This window comes from Mesorhizobium sp. P2_F8, from assembly GCF_056403655.1.
In genome coordinates, this window is sequence record NZ_JBFUFB010000003.1 from 146,280 (window position 1) to 162,740 (window position 16,461).

20 protein-coding genes and 1 pseudogene are annotated in these 16,461 nt (G+C 65.9%); 8 read left to right on the top strand and 13 right to left on the bottom strand.

Annotated elements, in window-relative coordinates:
* Positions 1–102 precede the first annotated feature (102 nt).
* From AC1DZP_RS07995 to AC1DZP_RS08005, 3 genes are all read right to left on the bottom strand, one after another.
* Positions 103–1,263 (bottom strand): saccharopine dehydrogenase family protein, encoded by a 1,161-nt coding sequence (locus tag AC1DZP_RS07995; RefSeq protein ID WP_477301409.1) that lies wholly within the window; start codon positions 1,261–1,263, stop codon positions 103–105.
* A complete protein-coding gene (locus AC1DZP_RS08000; protein ID WP_095091173.1) occupies positions 1,260–1,760 on the bottom strand; it encodes an Lrp/AsnC family transcriptional regulator in 501 nt (166 codons plus the stop codon). The genes AC1DZP_RS07995 and AC1DZP_RS08000 overlap by 4 nt, the downstream gene beginning before the upstream one ends.
* A 160-nt stretch (positions 1,761–1,920) precedes the next feature.
* Positions 1,921–2,793: a LysR substrate-binding domain-containing protein gene (locus AC1DZP_RS08005; protein WP_477301411.1), complete on the bottom strand. Its 873-nt coding sequence runs from the start codon at positions 2,791–2,793 to the stop codon at positions 1,921–1,923.
* A gap of 136 nt (positions 2,794–2,929) precedes the next feature.
* Here AC1DZP_RS08005 and AC1DZP_RS08010 point away from each other — a divergent pair, with 136 nt between their 5' ends.
* The gene (locus AC1DZP_RS08010; RefSeq protein WP_477301413.1) at positions 2,930–3,127 is read left to right on the top strand and encodes a hypothetical protein; all 198 of its coding nucleotides are present in this window, start codon (positions 2,930–2,932) and stop codon (positions 3,125–3,127) included.
* A gap of 21 nt (positions 3,128–3,148) precedes the next feature.
* The gene (locus AC1DZP_RS08015) at positions 3,149–3,898 is read left to right on the top strand and encodes a sulfite exporter TauE/SafE family protein (protein WP_477226695.1); all 750 of its coding nucleotides are present in this window, start codon (positions 3,149–3,151) and stop codon (positions 3,896–3,898) included.
* Between the two features lie 10 nt (positions 3,899–3,908).
* Here the strand turns inward: AC1DZP_RS08015 and AC1DZP_RS08020 are convergent, their stop codons facing one another.
* The gene (locus AC1DZP_RS08020) at positions 3,909–4,358 is read right to left on the bottom strand and encodes a universal stress protein (protein WP_477301415.1); all 450 of its coding nucleotides are present in this window, start codon (positions 4,356–4,358) and stop codon (positions 3,909–3,911) included.
* A 208-nt stretch (positions 4,359–4,566) separates the two neighbouring features.
* Between AC1DZP_RS08020 and AC1DZP_RS08025 the strand changes: the two genes are divergently transcribed.
* Positions 4,567–5,148 (top strand): histidine phosphatase family protein, encoded by a 582-nt coding sequence (locus AC1DZP_RS08025; RefSeq protein WP_477301417.1) that lies wholly within the window; start codon positions 4,567–4,569, stop codon positions 5,146–5,148.
* A 1-nt stretch (position 5,149) separates the two neighbouring features.
* Here AC1DZP_RS08025 and AC1DZP_RS08030 read toward each other — a convergent pair whose 3' ends face one another.
* The 7 genes from AC1DZP_RS08030 to AC1DZP_RS08060 form a co-directional block, all read right to left on the bottom strand.
* Complete coding sequence (locus AC1DZP_RS08030) at positions 5,150–5,563, bottom strand: VOC family protein (RefSeq protein ID WP_477301419.1); 414 nt, start codon at positions 5,561–5,563, stop codon at positions 5,150–5,152.
* Between the two features lie 78 nt (positions 5,564–5,641).
* On the bottom strand, positions 5,642–6,688 hold the full coding sequence (locus AC1DZP_RS08035; RefSeq protein WP_477301421.1) for an RNA polymerase subunit sigma-70: 1,047 nt from the start codon (positions 6,686–6,688) through the stop codon (positions 5,642–5,644).
* A gap of 42 nt (positions 6,689–6,730) precedes the next feature.
* Positions 6,731–7,477, bottom strand: coding sequence for an SDR family NAD(P)-dependent oxidoreductase (locus AC1DZP_RS08040; RefSeq protein WP_477301423.1), 747 nt, complete (start codon positions 7,475–7,477; stop codon positions 6,731–6,733).
* 135 nt (positions 7,478–7,612) lie between these two features.
* Positions 7,613–8,404, bottom strand: a complete 792-nt coding sequence (locus AC1DZP_RS08045) for a pseudouridine synthase (RefSeq protein ID WP_477301425.1) — start codon at positions 8,402–8,404, stop codon at positions 7,613–7,615.
* Positions 8,405–8,542: 138 nt separating this feature from the next.
* Positions 8,543–9,367, bottom strand: coding sequence for an alpha/beta fold hydrolase (locus AC1DZP_RS08050; protein ID WP_477301427.1), 825 nt, complete (start codon positions 9,365–9,367; stop codon positions 8,543–8,545).
* Positions 9,357–9,851 carry an SRPBCC family protein gene (locus AC1DZP_RS08055; RefSeq protein ID WP_477301429.1) on the bottom strand — a complete coding sequence of 165 codons (495 nt, stop codon included), beginning with the start codon at positions 9,849–9,851 and terminating at the stop codon, positions 9,357–9,359. The genes AC1DZP_RS08050 and AC1DZP_RS08055 overlap by 11 nt, the downstream gene beginning before the upstream one ends.
* Positions 9,848–10,183 (bottom strand): ArsR/SmtB family transcription factor, encoded by a 336-nt coding sequence (locus AC1DZP_RS08060; protein WP_477283004.1) that lies wholly within the window; start codon positions 10,181–10,183, stop codon positions 9,848–9,850. The genes AC1DZP_RS08055 and AC1DZP_RS08060 overlap by 4 nt, the downstream gene beginning before the upstream one ends.
* A gap of 377 nt (positions 10,184–10,560) precedes the next feature.
* Between AC1DZP_RS08060 and AC1DZP_RS08065 the strand changes: the two genes are divergently transcribed.
* The 4 genes and pseudogenes from AC1DZP_RS08065 (at position 10,561) to AC1DZP_RS08080 (ending at position 14,298) form a co-directional block, all read left to right on the top strand.
* Positions 10,561–11,508, top strand: a complete 948-nt coding sequence (locus tag AC1DZP_RS08065; RefSeq protein WP_477301431.1) for a substrate-binding domain-containing protein — start codon at positions 10,561–10,563, stop codon at positions 11,506–11,508.
* 280 nt (positions 11,509–11,788) lie between these two features.
* A pseudogene (locus tag AC1DZP_RS08070) lies at positions 11,789–12,217 on the top strand (ATP-binding cassette domain-containing protein); the annotation flags it as partial.
* Positions 12,191–13,285 (top strand): sugar ABC transporter ATP-binding protein, encoded by a 1,095-nt coding sequence (locus tag AC1DZP_RS08075; protein ID WP_477302195.1) that lies wholly within the window; start codon positions 12,191–12,193, stop codon positions 13,283–13,285. The pseudogene AC1DZP_RS08070 and the gene AC1DZP_RS08075, both read left to right, overlap by 27 nt.
* Entirely contained in the window at positions 13,282–14,298 is a 1,017-nt protein-coding gene (locus AC1DZP_RS08080; protein WP_477301433.1) for an ABC transporter permease, read from the top strand. The genes AC1DZP_RS08075 and AC1DZP_RS08080 overlap by 4 nt, the downstream gene beginning before the upstream one ends.
* Positions 14,299–14,398: 100 nt before the next feature.
* Here AC1DZP_RS08080 and AC1DZP_RS08085 read toward each other — a convergent pair whose 3' ends face one another.
* Positions 14,399–14,836 carry a hypothetical protein gene (locus tag AC1DZP_RS08085; RefSeq protein ID WP_477301435.1) on the bottom strand — a complete coding sequence of 146 codons (438 nt, stop codon included), beginning with the start codon at positions 14,834–14,836 and terminating at the stop codon, positions 14,399–14,401.
* A 117-nt stretch (positions 14,837–14,953) separates the two neighbouring features.
* Between AC1DZP_RS08085 and AC1DZP_RS08090 the strand changes: the two genes are divergently transcribed.
* The gene (locus AC1DZP_RS08090) at positions 14,954–15,256 is read left to right on the top strand and encodes a hypothetical protein (protein WP_477301437.1); all 303 of its coding nucleotides are present in this window, start codon (positions 14,954–14,956) and stop codon (positions 15,254–15,256) included.
* Positions 15,257–15,284: 28 nt separating this feature from the next.
* Here AC1DZP_RS08090 and AC1DZP_RS08095 read toward each other — a convergent pair whose 3' ends face one another.
* The gene (locus tag AC1DZP_RS08095; RefSeq protein ID WP_095091188.1) at positions 15,285–15,989 is read right to left on the bottom strand and encodes an XRE family transcriptional regulator; all 705 of its coding nucleotides are present in this window, start codon (positions 15,987–15,989) and stop codon (positions 15,285–15,287) included.
* Between the last annotated feature and the right edge of the window lie 472 nt (positions 15,990–16,461).

Below are 16,461 nucleotides of genomic sequence, written 5' to 3' on the forward strand. Positions count from 1 at the left end.
GCATTCCTCCTTGTTTTATTGTTCCACGTTGTTGTTTCACCCTTCGGGGTGCTTTTTTGAGCGGCAGCGCCGTTGCCGGCGGCAGCCACCGTTCGAAAACCCTCAGTCCCAGGCCACCGTCTCGGTCACAGTGATGCCGCGCCTGGCCAACTCGTCGAAGAAGCGGCCATCGGGCACATCGAGCAGCGGGTTGAGCAGGCCTGGTTTGATGATCTCGCGCCGCGCCAGCATCTGCGCCACGATGCTGGCGGGATAGCCGACGCCGAGGCTCATGCCGAACAGGCCGGAGGCCAGGTCGCGCTCGATGATCAGGTCCGAGGTCACCGTCTTGCGGCGGCCGCCTTCGAGGCCGGAAAAGACATTGCGCATCACGCAAAGGTCCTTTTCGCCGGGCCCGTACTGCAGTTGCGGCCCGAGCAGCCGGCCTAGGAATTCGCGCGGGCTGGAGCCGGTGCCGGGCACCTTGTCTTCGGAAAGGAAGCCGAGTTCCTTCAGCGGCGCCCAGAAGGCCGACCATCCCGGCCAGCGCAGCGTATAGCGGCCCGAGCGGCGCAGCCCTTTTGCCGCGTCCAGCATCTCGACATAATGCAGCGCATCGCCATTGGGGAAGGCCTCCAACGCGCCCAGGCCCGCCACCTCGATCTCGTGGATGAAGGGGTTGTCGTGCTGCCGGCCCGCGGGGACCGCGACGCGTTCGCCGTCCTCGATCATCACGCTGTCGCGGTTCTGGCTCACCAGAACCATGTCGAAGTTCCAGCTCACCTTGTAGCAAAGGGGCTTGGCCATCGCCTTCGGCTCGGGGATGCCGCCGCAATAGGAATCGATCGCGGCGATGGTATCGAACTGCCTTGCGGCGCGCGCGTAGAGAACCAGGTCGATGCCGGGATCGAGCCCGCATTCGGCCATGATCGGCACACCAGCCTGTTCGGCGGCCGGTGCCAGGTCGGCGATGGCCTTGCCGTAGTTGGTCGTGACCAGCGGCGTGCGCGTTGCGATCGCGGCCTGGACCGCCTCACGCATCAGTGGCTGCGGCAACAGGTCGATGACCGCGTCAGCATTCGCCAGCACGCCGGCCAAGGCAGAGCCGATCGCTCCCTGCGGCACCACGAAGCGCACGCGGGCAAGGTCGGTCAGGCCGGCAAGGCGAGCCGCACCGTCCGGCGCCGTGTCGACGCAAATCACCTCCTCGGCACCGCTGGCGACGAGATCGGCGATGGCCGCCCGGCCTTGCAGGCCGAGGCCGCCGAGAACCGCTATTCTCATGCCGGCTCCTTGCGATCGTCCGACCAGCAGCCTTCCGGCAGGCTGACCCATTTGTTGCAGGACGCCATGACGACGAAGGTCTCGCTGCGAACGACTTCGCCCGGCTCGCCGGCCCCCGGGATCAGCTCGCTTGTGACGCGGTAGAGATCGGCGACGTCACCGGCCACGGTCACGTCGACGATGATGTCGAAGCGCCCGGTGACCACCGAAGCCGAGTTGACGAAGGGCAGTTCGGAAATGCGCTGCGCCAGCTCGCGGGCCCGGCCGCGTCCTTGCGCATTGATACCGACAATGGCCGAGATCAGTTCGGGGCGTTCGGTCAGGTTCAAGAGCCCGACGATCTTCAGCAGATTGCGGTCGAGCAGGTTGCGCAGCCGCGTGCGCACCGTCGGCACCGAAATCGCCAACATCTCGGCGAGGCGGTTGATGCCCGGCTGCGCGTCCTGCGACAGCTGTTTGACCAGCCGCCGATCGGTCAGATCGAGATGTTCCCGCAAAGGCTCTGTCTTTCATAAAAAGAAAAAAGATCGGCAAATTATTTGCCTATATGAAAACAAGCTATGTCACGAATTTTTGAAAAGCAAGGCGTTGTTTTCGCACCAAGCGGCATGGTGCGTCGTCTGGCGCGGTTGCGGTTGCGCTATTGGGTTGCCGGGTTCAGACCAGCGCGGCAGCCAGCAATTTCGCTTGCGGCGTCAATTCGTCGAAGCTGCGGGCGCACAGATTGAGCTGGCGTATTGCCCAGTCGTCGGTGAGCCGCAGGCTGCGCAGCGAGCGTGCCGAGTGGCGCGCCGCACTTTCCGGCACGATGGCGATGCCGGCGCCTTGCGCGACGAGGCGGCAGACATTGTCGAGGCCGGGCACTCGGATGCGGACATGCAGATGACCGCCAAGGCGGGCGGCCTGGCGTGTGACGTGCTCCTGCAGCGCATGGCCGGCGGCGAGCCCGACGAAGGGTTCACCGAGAATGTCGGCGAGGCTGGTGGTGCGGCCTTCGAGGCCGGGCCAGTTCCGTGCGGCGATCACCACCAGCCGGTCGATGAAGAACGGTTTCTGCTCGAGATGCGACAGGCCAGCCCAGGTCGCGGCGATGCCGAGATCGGCCGCACCGCTGGCCACCGCCTCGGCGATCTCATGGCTGGGGCGCTCGTCGAGATCGATGTCGACCTGGGGATGCGTGACAAGGAAAGCCGGCAGTACATCGCGCAGCAGCTCGCCTGTGGCGGCGGTGTTGGCGAGCAGCCGGACGCGGGCGCGAAGACCGGTGGCGTAGGCGCCGAGGTCGCCTACCATCGCCTCGATCTGGTTCTGCACGGCGCGCGCATGATGCAGCAGCGCCTGTCCCGCCGCCGTCGGCACCACGCCACGGCGGCGGCGTTCCAGCAGCGGCGCGCCGAGGCGATCCTCCATGCCCTTGATGCGGGCGCTGGCCGAGGCCAGGGCAAGGCCGGCGAGTTCGGCGCCACGGGTGATGCTGCCGCGCTCGGCCACCAGCAGGAACAGCCGGAGATCGACCAGATCGAAGCGCATTCTTTTGCTCCTGCAAATGGTTCGGCAGCCGCGCAACCCCAGCTATCAGCCTTCGTCCTGGACGAAGGCTGATAGTGCAATTTCCACATTGTGACCGGCCCGCATCTGCGTCAAACAGTTTCGGTGGAGATGTCTGATGAGCGAACGAACTTCTGGCCGTCCCGGCATTCTTGAAAGCACGGCGATTGTGCTGGCCGTCGCCGTGGCCTGCCTTGCGATGGTGCGGGTGGAGCCCGGCCTGCGAGGATGCGCGACGACCTCCGTCAGCCGCGATGCCGCGCCGGCAAAGTCCAGCCCTGAGGCCGATGCCACGGACATGCTGCTGCATGACTGATCCTGCCCTGAAGATGCGATCGTGCTGAGCGCCGGTGTCCTCGCCTGGATCGGTGCGGTGTTTCTCGCCGCCGGCGTGGTCAAGGGCGTGGTCGGCATGGGCTTGCCGACGGTGGCGATGGGGCTGCTGGCGGTGACGATGCCGCCGGCGCAAGCCGCCGCCTTGCTGCTGATCCCGTCGCTGGTCACCAACCTCTGGCAGTTGTTGACGGGTCCGTCGTTCGGCGGCCTGTGCAAGCGGCTGTGGACGATGATGGCCGGTGTCGTGCTCGGCACCGTCGCCGGCGCCGGACTTTTGACCGGCTCGCACACGGGATTTGCCTCGGCGGGGCTGGGCGCGGCGCTGGTGCTTTATGCGCTTGTCGGCCTCGCCAGGGCCGGCTTCACCACGCCGGCCCGCCACGAGGCTTGGGCGTCGCCGCTGGTCGGCGTGGCGACCGGGCTGGTCACCGGCGCCACCGGCGTCTTCGTCATCCCGGCCGTGCCCTATCTGCAATCTCTGCGGCTGGACAGGGAAGACCTGATCCAGGCGCTCGGCCTTTCCTTCACCGTCTCGACGGCAGCGCTGGCCATCGGACTGTTCAGAACGGGAGCTTTCGCATCACCGACGGTGCAACTGGCGGGATCGGTCGCAGCCCTTGCGCCGGCGCTGGCCGGCATGGTCGTCGGCCAGGCGCTGCGCCAGCGGATGAGCGTCGAGACCTTCCGCACGGTGTTCTTCGTCGGGCTGCTGGCGCTGGGGGTCTATCTCGCGGGGGAGGTGGTGTTTTAGCCGCGCAGGCCTACCGAACCACCAGGACCGGGATTTCGGTTAAGGACAGCACCTCCGCGGTCTGGCTTCCCAACAGCAGCCTTCCCAGTCCCCGGCGGCCGTGCGAGGCCATCACGATCAGATCGCAGCCCTCAGCCTTCGACAGTTCCAGGATCGCCTCGGCGGGCTTCTTGTCCTCGATATGCACCACCTCGGCGCGCACATTCGCCAGCTCCGCCGACGCCTTGCATTTGTCGAGCACGTCCTTGGCGTATCTGCGACCGCCTTCCTGATAGGCGACGAATTCATCGCCGGCGGCATAGCCGGCCATGGTGCCGCCCCAGGCGAAGATCGGGAATGGCTCGGTGACGTGGACAAAGGTAACGGTGGCGCCGAGGCGGCTGGCCAGCGCCAGGCCGTGGACAACGCCCTTGTCGGCCAGTTCCGATCCGTCCGTGGCGATCAGCAAATGTGTGTACATGATGATGTGACCTGTTGTGCCAGGGCCGACACGCCCTTGTGGTGGTGAGAGCCTGTAGAGGCTGACCTTGATATAGTTGCGCCACCGGGCTCATCACAGGGGCCAGCTCGATGCGGATCAAGGCCAGGCGATTGCATACTTTCGCGTTGGCCGGATTCCCCTTTGCCGCGTCCTCCTCTAAGGTGCCGGCGATTTGAGGGACACCCATATGAGCAGCGCATATCCGCAGATCCATCTGGTCCGCCATGGCGAGACGGCGTGGAGCCTTTCGGGGCAGCACACCGGCCGCACGGACATGCCGCTGACGCCGGCCGGCGAGGCTGCCGCGCGCGGCGTCGCCGAGCGGTTGAAAGGCCTGTCGTTTTCGGCCGTATGGTCGAGCCCGTCGCAGCGCGCCTACAACACCAGCGTGCTTGCCGGCTTCGGCGCCGAGAGCGTCAAGAAAGACGATCTGCAGGAGTGGGACTACGGCGCCTATGAAGGGCTGACGACAAAACAGATCCTGGCCGAGCACCCGGGGTGGAACGTGTTTCGCGATGGCTGCCCGAAGGGCGAGACGGCGGCCGATGTCGGCGCCCGGGCCGACACGATCATCGCCGCGCTGCGCAAGGCCAATGCCGACATCCTGGTGTTTTCCAGCGCGCATTTCCTGCGGGTGTTGGCGGCGCGCTGGATCGGCCTGCCGCCGGAAGGCGGCGCGCTGTTCGTGCTGGACACCGCAAGCATCAGCGTGCTCGGCTACGAGCACGATCTGACCGAGCCGGTCATTCGTAAGTGGAACCAGAAATAGGTCAGACGACGACCTGCTTGTCGAACTTCTTGATCGCCTCGGCGGTCACCGGCGTGAAGAAGTTCACCAGATTGCCGTCCGGGTCGCGGAACAGCAAAGAGCGGTTGCCCCAGGGCATGGTGGTCGGCTTCTGCACGGCTGCGTCCTTGATGGTGTCGGACAGCTTGGCGAATTCCGCATCGACATCGCCGACGCGGAATTCGATGATGGCGGTGTGGTTGTCGGCGGGGCGGGCGACGTCGCCGCCGAACAGCTGCAAGGTACGCGTGCTGCCGATCGCCAGCGTGCAGGCCGGTGTCGCCAGTTCGGCGAAGTCTTCGGTGTAGATCGTCACGGGCATGCCGGTGATCTCGCCGTAGAATCGCACGAGGCGCTGGACATCCGACGTTATGATGCGGACCGAGACGAAATTCATCGCATTTGCTCCCTGATTTGCTGGAGCCACGGTCGGGCTCGTGCGCAGATATAGACCAGGCCTCCTGACAGCTTCCCGTCAGGAGGCCGGCCAGACAGGCGGCAGGCCGAAGGGAGCAAAAAGGTCGGGGCCGAGCGGGCCGACATAGACCGTCAGCGAGGCGATCCCGCCGTCGGCCGGCTCGATGATATGCAGCGACTGGGCGCGCCATTCGGAATCCTGATGGCGCCGCGCATAGATCGCGACCGCGGGCTGGCCGTTCGCGCGGGTGGCGACCGGCTGGTAGCCGGCGAAATTGCCCCAGACAGTCTTGAAGAAACCATGGATCGCCTGGCGGCCCTTATACCAGTCCAGCCATGGCGGCATGTGATAGGTGGCGTCCTCGCGCAGCAGCTCGATGAAGCCGTCGAGGTTGGCGGACTGCCAGGCCTGCATGTAGCGCTCCAGCAGCAGGCCCTCTTCGCCGGTGGGCCGCGACCGCTGCAGCGGACGCCCCTGCGGATAGCGTGTCCCAAGCGTTGCGCGGGCCCGCTGCAGGGCGCTGTTGATCGAAGCGGCGGAGCCGCCCAGCAATTGCGCGCTCTCGAGCGCCGACCAGCCCAGCACGTCGCACAGCAAAAGGGCGGCGCGCTGCCTGGGCGGCAAGGACTGGATCGCGGCGACGAAGGCGAGCTGCACCGCTTCGCGGGTCTCGTAGCGCGCTTCCGGGCCCGGCTCGCCGTCGATAAGGTCCGGCAGCTCGGTGTCCGGGTAGGGCTCCAGCCAGGCGAGTTCGTCGGCGGGTCCGGCAGCGGCGCGCCCCTCGGACGGCGGCCGTCCGGGCTGCTCGACAATGCGATGCGCCGATGACCTCGCCTTGATGGCGTTGAGGCAACTGTTGGTGGCGATGGTGTAGAGCCAGCCGCGGAGCGAGCCGCGGCCATCGAATTGCGACCGGCCGCGCCAGGCTTTCAGGAACGTGTCCTGGACGAGGTCGTCGGCCTCGTGCAGCGTGCCCATCATCCGGTAGCAATGCAGCTTGAGTGCGCGGCGATGGGCCATTGTCAGGCGTTCGAAGGCCAGCCGGTCGAGGATCGGCTGGCCTTGCTCGCCCATTGGCTCAAGCGGGCCAGGAGCGTCTGTCATGTCGAGCCCATTGTGTTGAATTCGACTGGCATCCTGCGCGCCTCATGCCGCCGCCGCAAGTCCGCTGCCGCTGACGGTGAAGGAGACGCCTTGCAGCTTGCCACCGGCGAGCGTGACCACGGCGTGCCCGACATCGGCCGGTGTCTGCATGTCGGTCATGCTGGCGAGGAAATCCGCCGGGCTGATGCCGAGATAGGCCGAGACGCCGTCGATGCCGCGCTGGCCGACGCCGGTGTCCGGCATGATCCGCATCGGCACCAGCGCCATGAAGCGCAGGCCAAGGCCGAGCCGGTCGGCTTCCTTCTGGCAATGGGCGGCAAGGAACATCTGCATGCGCTTGGCGCCGGAATAACCGCCGGAGTTCGGTGGGCCGCCGCTGAGCGCCGCGCCACTGGAGATCAGCACCACCCGGCTACCCGGCTTCAGCCGGCCCTGAAGTGCGGCCTTGCAAAACAGGAACGATGCCTTGACGTCCATGTCCCAGTTCGCGGAGAAGTCGTCCCAACTTTGGTCCTGGACCGGCGCTGACGGGGCAAGGGCGCCGGCGCAGATCACCAGAACATCCGGCTCCAGCGCGGCGAACACCACATCGGGCGCGGTCTCCTGCGTGGCGTCGACAACCAACGTCTTCACTCTGGGTTTCTCCCAGGACAGCTGCTTCAGATCGGCTGCACCCCGGGCTACGGCGAGCACCGTCGCGCCCTCGCTGAGCGTGGTTTCGACGATCGCGCGGCCGACGCCCCGGCTGCCTCCGACGACGACGACATTCTGACCTTGTAACGATGCCATGGATCACCTCGTTTCTTCCGGCCGCCGGACCATTCCAGCGCCTGTAGATCAGGACAGCGCGGGTGAGCGGAAATCATCGGCGGGGTTTAAGATTTTTTCAGAGGTGTCGAAGTTGAAGAAGCGAGCGCCCACCACTCACCCCGCCAGCAGCGCCATTTCCTCCTGCGTCAGGTGCCGCGCCGTGCCCTTGGCGAGGTCGCCGAGTTGCAGGCGGCCGATGGCGATGCGGATCAGGCGCAGCACTTCGATGTCATGCGCGGCGAGCAGGCGGCGGATGTGCCGGTTGCGGCCCTCGTCGAGCACGATCTCCAGCCAGGCGGTGCGGCCGCCGCTGCGCAGAAGCTCGATCGCGTTCGTGGTCAGGGTCTCGCCGTCGACGGTCACGCCGGCGCGCAATCTTTCCAGCATCGCGGCGTCGGGCACCGTGCCGATCTGCACATGGTAGGTCTTGGGCAGATGCGAGGCCGGGTCCATCAGCCGGTTGGCAAACTGGGTGTCGTTGGTCATCAACAGCAGGCCTTCGCTCGCCTTGTCGAGCCGGCCGACCGGCGAGACGAAGGGCAGGTCGAGCCCGTCGAGGCAGGCATAGACGGTGTCGCGCTGTTGCGGGTCGTCGCGGGTGGTGACCAGACCGCGCGGCTTGTTGAGGATGAGATAGACCTTGCGCTCGGCAACCACGGGCCGGTCGTCGACGACAATGCGGTCGCGGTTGAGGTCGACACGAAGGGCCGCATTGCGCACTACCTTGCCGCCGACGCGCACGCGTCCCTCGGCGATCAGCACCTCGGCCTGCGTGCGTGAGCACAGGCCGAGCTTCGACAAAGCGCGGTTGAGGCTGACGCCAGGCGGTTTGCCAGTGTGCGGCTTGCCAGTGCGAGCGTTGCGGGCAGGTGGCCTGCTGTTGGGCGGTGGTGGTCGTGCTGCCATGCTGCTGGGGATCGGTCCGTTGTGTCAGACAGATGCCACGGGCCACGACGGTTTCGCAAGCCGGATGCGGCGAGGGCTCGTTCACATGGCGGCGATGGCGGCCTCTCTCTTTTCCACGAAGCTGTTCTTACCGGAAGGCTATTCCCGCCCGTTGAAGAACGCCGTCAGCACGGGCGCATGCGCGGCGGGTTTCAGCATGTGGTTCTGGCCGGCCAGCGCCCGGTAGCGGGCATTGGGCAGCGCCTCGGTCAGCGCCTTGTTGCCACGCTGCATCCAGAGCGGGCTCTTGCCGCCATCGGTCACCAGGATCGGCACGTGCACCGAAGCCCAGCGGGCAGGGTCTAACATCCTGCCGCGTTGATCGCCGGCGACGATCGCGCCGTCATAGGGCAATGTATGCGCCACCGCCTTGAGTTTCGACCAGATCGGCGTCAGCCGCATGAAGACAATCAGCAGGCCGGGCATGCCGACCGATCTGAGGAAGGCGGTCACCGCGTCGCCGCGCCGGTCTTCAGCGATCGCGGCCCGGATCGTTGCCCAGTCGCCTTGCGTGGTCTCGCGGCTGCCGTCGACGATCAACGGCGCTTCGTAGAGCGCCAGCTTGCAGATGCCGGGCAGGCGGCTTGCCGCCATCAGTGCCAGCATGGCGCCTGACGACATGCCCCAAACGAAGGCCTTGCCGCCGGCCGCCTGGAGCACGGCCTCGATGTCGTCGACCTCGCGCTCGACCGCGTAGGGCGCGGTGTCGCCGCTGTCGCCACGGCCACGGCGGTCGTAGCGGAACACGGTGAAGCTGCCTTCAAGCGCCCTGGCGAGTTGAAGGCTCGGACCCATGGTGCGGGAACAAAGCGCGCCGTCGACGAGGATGAGCGGATGGCCCTGGCCACGGCGCTCGCAGGCGATCGGCGTTCCATCCCGCGACAGGACGGCCTGCGTGGTCGGCTCGGCGTTTTCAGCCAGCATGGTTGCCTCCTATCAGCTGCTCGAGCCGGTCGAAGCTCTGCGTCCAGCCGCCGCGCATGCCGAGTGCCAGCAGGCGCTCGCGGTCGGCAGCGCTGGCCAGCGTCACCTCGAAATGGACGTGGGTTCGCTGCGCATCCGGCGTGAAAGTCACCGTATGGCGGCTTTGCGCCGGCGGCTTGCCGGCCCATTCGCGCAATTCGGGATCCGGCTCGTCGGAATAGACCAGTCGGCTGTTCCCCACGATTTCGAGATAGCTGCCCTGGTTGCGGTAGAGCGCGCCGCTCGAGGTGCGCATGTCGATGCGCCAGCGGCCGCCGACGCGTAGGTCGAGCACACAATGCGGGATGGTGCAGTCCCTGATGCCCCACCATTGCGCCACCAGCGCAGGATCGGTCCACAGCCGGAAGACACGCTCGACCGGCGCGTGGAAAGTCCGCTCGATGGCAAAGCTGCGGTCGGCCGTCGAGGCCATGGGCTCGCTCATGCCGGTTTGTCCGCGTCGCGCCGCAACAAGTCCTCCATGCGGTCGAAGCGGCCTTCCCAAAGCTTGCGATAGCCGTCTAGCCAGCGGTCGATGTCGCGCAGCGGCCTGAGTTCGATGCGGCTCAGATGCTTCTGCGCCGACCGGCTGCGGGTGACCAGGCCTGCCTGCTCCAGCACGCCGACATGCTTGGAGATCGCCCGCACGGTCAGCGCGAAAGGTTGCGCCAGTTCGGCGACCGAGGCTTCGCCGTCGAGCAACCGGGCAAGGATGGCGCGGCGCGTCGGGTCGGCCAGCGCGGCGAATGTGTCGTCGAGGGAGATTTGAGTTGCCATTACGGAACCATTTAGTTCTGGAACTATATGGTTCTATAAAAGACGCCGCTTGCCGCGTCAATCGGAAAAACGCTCGCAAACAGGACGCTGGCCGCGAAGGGCAAGGCGTTGCCGGCCCCAGAAATCCAAAAATCCGACAATTCCGATAATTTGCCCAACAGTTCCGTTCTATCGATTATTGCGCAAACGGATGACCCTGGGTTAGCATCCCCGCGCTGACGTCGATGGGAGGCACTTTTCAACAGCGGCGACCAGCTGGAGCTGCACGCGTTTTCGGGCGCACGGAGGATGCTCCAACACTTTGAACCGGCGCATGATCCCTTCCCAAGACCAATCACGGCCTTGGGGATGATGCGTCCCTGTGGAGGAGGAACCCTATGAACAGACGTGAATTCCTGCTGTCGACCGCGGCCTTTGGCGCCATGATGCTTGCCGCGCCCTCGGTGTTTGCCGAGGACAAGCTCACCATCCTCGGCTCGGTGCCCAATCTCGGCTTTCCGTTCTTCGTGCACATGCTGAACGAGATCAAGGCCGAGGCCGCCGCGCAAGGCGTCAACCTGACCGAGAGCGACGGCCAGAACTCCGCCACCAAGCAGACCGCCGACATCGAGGCGGCGCTGGTGCAGAAGGTCAACGCCATCGTCATCTCGCCGCTCGACGTCAACGCGCTGGCGCCGGCAATCGAGGAAGCGGTCAAGGCCGGTGTTCCCGTGGTGACGATCGACCGCCGTGTCGACGGCGTCGAAGGCATTTTGGCCCATGTCGGCGCCGACAACGTCAAGGGCGGCGAGGCGGAGGCCAACGCCATGGTGGCGGCGTTCCCCAATGGCGCCAAGATCTTCCATCTGCAGGGCCAGCCCGGCGCCGGCCCGGCGATCGATCGCAACAAGGGTGTCCACAATGTGCTCGACCCGCTGAAGGACAAGTACCAGATCGTATTCGAGCAGACCGCCAACTTCGCCCGCGCCGAGGCTCTGTCGGTGACCGAAGCCGGCCTTGCCGCCAACGGCAAGCCGGATGCCATCGTCTGCGCCAATGACGACATGGCGCTCGGCGCCATGGAGGCGTGTGCGGCGCGCAACTTCACCGACGTGAAAATCTACGGCTTCGACGCGCTGCCGGAAGCTCTGGTCGCTGTACGTGACGGCAAGCTCGCCGGCACCGTCGAGCAGTTCCCCGGCGAACAGTCGCGCACGGCGGTACGCATTGCGGTGGCTTACGCCAAGGACAAGACCGAGCCGAAGGAGAAGCTGGTGCTGTTGACGCCAATCGTCATCGGCAAGGACAATCTCGACAAGGCCGAGCGGATTGGCGAGACCAAGTAGTTGAGTAGGTTGCGCACAGATCGCTGAAGCTGGCGCCGCCCCTCATCCGCCTGCCGGCACCTTCTCCCCGTGTAGCGACGGGGAGAAGGCAATCGCTCTGACGCTGGCGACCCCCTCTCCCCGTCTCCGGGGAGAGGGTAAGGTGAGAGGCAGCGCTGACGTTCGATGACTCAGGGAGCAACCATTGCCGTTAGCTGAAGCCGTATCGTCACCGCCCATCCTGCTTGCCGTCGAGGGCGTCACCAAGCATTTCTCCGGCGTCACCGCGCTGAGCGACGTCTCGCTCGACATCCGGCCGGGCGAAATCCTCGGCCTGCTTGGGGAAAACGGCGCCGGCAAGTCGACGCTGCTCAAGATCCTGTCGGGCGTCATGCCGCCGTCGAGCGGGCACATCATTTTCGACGGCGCCGACTATCATCCGTCCAGTCCCCAGGATGCCAAGCGGCTCGGCATCGTCACCATCTACCAGGAGCTGAGCCTGATCCCGACTCTGACGGTGGCGGAGAACATCTTTATCGGCCGCGCACCGATCGGTCCGCTCGGGCTGGTCAGCTGGCGCAAGATGGAGGAAGATTCCCGGGCGATCATCGCCCGCGTCGGTCTCTCCATCGATCCGATGACGCTGGTGTCGGCGCTGTCGGTGGCCGAACAGCAGCTGGTCGAGATTGCCCGTGCGCTGTCGCTGGAAAGTCGGCTGATCATCATGGACGAGCCGACCTCGGCGCTGACCGAGACCGAGGTGCAGCGGCTGCTGTCGATCATGGACCGGCTGCGCAGGGACAAGGTCGCCATCATGTTCGTCACCCACCGGCTGGAAGAGGCCTCCGCCATCTGCGACCGCATGACGGTGCTGCGCGATGGCAGGCTGGCCGGGCACCTCGATCGCCAGGGCGGGCCGATCGCGTTGCCGAAGATCATCGAGAAGATGGTTGGCCGCGCGGCGTCCGAACTCTATGCACGACCGGCGCAGCGCGCGGTCGCCGGCGATGTCGTGCTATCGGTGCGCGGGTTGCGCACCGTGCGCGACCCCGAGGCGCCGCATGCCATCGTGCTCGACGGCGTCGACATCGATCTCAAGGCTGGCGAGATCCTCGGCGTTGCCGGCCTCGTCGGCTCCGGCCGCACGGAGCTGGCGCGCGCCATTTTCGGCGCCGACCGCATCGCGACGGGAACCATCACGCTCGACGGCAAGCCAATCGCTCCCGCGTCACCGGCGGATGCCATAGCACTCGGCATCGGCCTGGTGCCGGAGGACCGCAAGCACCAGGCGATCTTTGCCGCACTCGGTATCCTGCCGAATTTCTCCGTCGCTTCGCTCGGCACGTTCAGCAACGGCTTCGGCTTCATGGCCGAGCGGCGCGAACGCGACGCGCTTGCCGGTTTTCGCAAGATGCTGTCGATCCGCATGGCCTCGGTCGAACAGGCGATCGAGGGCCTGTCTGGCGGCAACCAGCAAAAGGTGATCCTGGCGCGCTGGCTGGCGCGCGATCCGAAAGTGCTGATCGTCGACGAGCCGACGCGCGGCGTCGATGTCGGCGCCAAGACCGAGGTGCACCAAATCCTGGTGCAGCTTGCGGCGCGCGGCATCGCGGTGATGATGATCTCGTCCGAACTGCCGGAGGTGCTGGCGGTGTCGGACCGCATCGTCACCATGCGCCGGGGGCGCATCACCGGCGAGATGCCGGGGATCGAGGCAAGCGAGGAAAAACTGATGGAACTGATGGCACTCGACAAGCGGGACACGAAGGGGCCGGATGCGACGGGGCAGGCACGATGAGCATGGCGGGAGAGCAGAACCAGCGTAGCGGCATCAACATCGCGCGGCTGCTGATGAGCTTTGGGCCGCTGCTGTTCCTGGCCGCGCTGGTCGTCGTCTTCACCGTGCTGAAGCCGAGCTTCATCGACCCGATCAACCTGTTCAACATCACGCGGCAGATCTCGATTACCGGGCTGATCGCGCTCGGCATGACCTTCGTCATCCTCACCGCTGGCATCGACCTGTCGGTCGGCTCGCTGCTTGCCTTCTGCGGCATGGTCGCCGCCGTGGTCGCCAAGGGCGGCACCGCCAACACGCTGTCGCTGTCGACCTCAGGCACGCAGGGCTATGGCTGGTTCGCCGCATTGCTGGCCGCCGTCGTGGTTGGCGCTGCAGCAGGCGGCGTGCAAGGCCTTGCCATCACCAGGCTGAAAGTGCCGCCCTTCGTCGTCACGCTGGGCGGGCTGACGGTGTTTCGCGGGCTGACGCTGACCATTTCCAATGGCGGCCCGATCTCGGGCTTCGACGCTTCGATGCGCTGGTTCGGCACCGGCCTGATTGGCCCGGTGCCGGTGCCGGCGCTGATCTTCGCGGCGGCCGCGATCCTGTGCCACATCGTGCTGCGCTACACGCGCTACGGCCGCGCCGTCTATGCCGTCGGCGGCAATGCCGAGGCGGCACGGTTGTCGGGCCTGCGCGTCGACCGCATCCTGGTCTCGGTCTATGTCATCGTCGGCTTCTTCGCCGGTCTGGCCGCCTTCGTGCTGTCGGCGCGGCTCAACTCCTCGGAAGCGGTTGCCGGCATCGGCTACGAGCTGACGGTGATCTCGGCCGTGGTCATCGGCGGCACCTCGCTGTTCGGCGGCATCGGCTCGGTCGGCGGCACGGTGGTGGGTGCCGCCCTGATCGGCGTGCTGCAGAACGGGCTGCAGTTCAACAACGTCTCGTCCTACACGCAAAGCATCGTCATCGGCCTGATCCTGATTCTGGCGGTGGCGTTCGACCGCTGGCTGAAGTCGCGTGTGAGAAGATAGTCGCTTCCCCTCTCGGGGAGAAGGTTGGGTCGGCGCACAGCGCCGAGACGGATGAGGGGTGCTGGACGGATAGGGAGGCAAGCTATTGGATGCCTGCTCGTCACGCCGCCTCCAGCGCCCAGAGCCAGTGACCGTAACGGCGGAAGTAGCGTGCCACCAGGCGCTGCTGTCTGGCCCTGATGAGGTCGGGTAGGCGCCGCTCCTGGCGCCAGCGCGGCATGTTGCGCCAGTAGGCGATGAAGCGGGTGGCGTCCTCGATGGCTTCTTGCGCTGAAAGCGCCGGGCCGATCGCCGCCAGGAACAGCGCCTGCGAATGTTTCAGCGCGTCTATGACTGCCTTGCGCGTGACATGATCCTGGCGGGCGCGTTCGATGCCGTTGCGGCGGATCGCGTCGAAAGCTTCGAGAAGAGCAGGGCTGTCGCCGGTGTAACCGCAGGCGCGGGCGAAATCGGCGGCAAGGGCGTCCATCATCACTCCCGGATATGATGCGGCGGGCGGTTCGCGCCCCGACTCACATTTATGAGTTGATATAAGCATAACTCAAATAAATGCAGAAGAAAAACTTTTGGGAATCTTTGAGATGGTCGACTCGACTCGCGGCCCAAAACACAGGATTATGCGAACAAATCAGGAACAAAAGACGAGGCAGGGGCGATGGCATTGCCAGGCAAGGAAGCAGTAATCGCGCATGTCGCCTCGATATCGGTCGAGTGCGCCGATTGCGGCCGCAACAGATGGTGGCGGCCCGATCAGCTGAAGCGGTTCGGGGTGACGGAGAATACGCCGCTGGCCGCCCTTTCAGGCCGCATCGTCTGCTCGGCCTGCCGCGCCGACGGGCTGCCGGGCGTGGCCATTTCGATCCAGGCGGCGTTCATCGACGAGCGCCAGCGCGTGCGCAGCGAAGCCCGGATGCTGAACGACCGCGAGGCGCCGCTGGAGGGAGCGACGCGAGCTTGAGGAGAGGGGCGCTGCGGGAGCCGCCACCCTAATACCCCAGCAGTTCCTTGAGCGGGATGACTCGCCAGACCTGTTTTATGGCGTAGCGGTTGAAGGTCAGGGTCTTCGGCGGATTGTACTGCTCGACCACCAGCTCGGCGGTGGTGCGCTTGACCAGCTTCTTGATGAAGGCCTTGCCGTTGCGCTCGTTCTCTTCGGGAAAGGTCTCGATCACGACATGGTCGCCGGGCACCGCCTCACGGCCGCCGCAGTAGATCATGTCGCCGGGTTCGTAGCGCGGCACCATGGAATCGGAAAGCACGTGCAGCGCGAACACCTTGGGGAGGTTGCGGATGCCGGGCGGACGCTGGACATAGCCGGCCGGCTCGCCGTTCAAGGTGAAGTCGCCGTCATCGCCGCCGACGGCGGCGCCCAACACCGGGATATCCATCGGTCCGGCGGGCGGTGCGCCAGCATCGGTGACGATCTCCACGTCGGCGACCGGGCCGGCATCGTCGAGGAAGACGACCTCGCCCTTGCCCAACGCCACCGGGTCGACGCGCAGGAAGGCGGCGGTCTTCAACAGGTTCTCGGTCTTGGGCAGGTTGCGGCCGGTTTCCCAATTGCCGACGGCCGCGACATCGGTGTCGTTGTGCTCGGCAATGTGGCGCATGACCAGGCCGCGCTGCTTGCGCGCCTGGCGGATCGCCGCCCCGACCTTGATCGACAGTTGCGTTTTTGCCATGGCGCGCATGTGAACGATGAAAGTGGCTCTCGTCTATGAAAGAATGGCTTGCATATATTTTTGAGTTATGCTTATATACGGACATGCAAAACCTGTCCAGATTCGATGGCGCCGTGGCGCCGGCCTCGCATGAGGCGCACCCGGCGGTCACCACCGCCAGCCATTCCCTTTCGCCCCGGCCGTCCTCCTCCCCGGCCAGAGCGAAGCCCGAGGCGCCTTGCCTGATTGCATCGGCCTCGGATCCGGTCCGCCCGTCACCGGCGACCGGAACGGCCGGAGCCGCCGCTCCCAGCGGCTCCGGCCCCCAATTCGACCGAGATGGCGCTGGCCAGGATTCTGCCGGTCCAGCTGACCGGTCATGCATCCGCACGCAGGATGGCACCGTCATCCTGTTCGATCCGCTGGCGGGCAGGGCGGTTTCCGCCTCCGACAGAAAAACGGCCGAGGCGCGGCTTTCGCGCCTCGCTGAACCGGCCAGGCG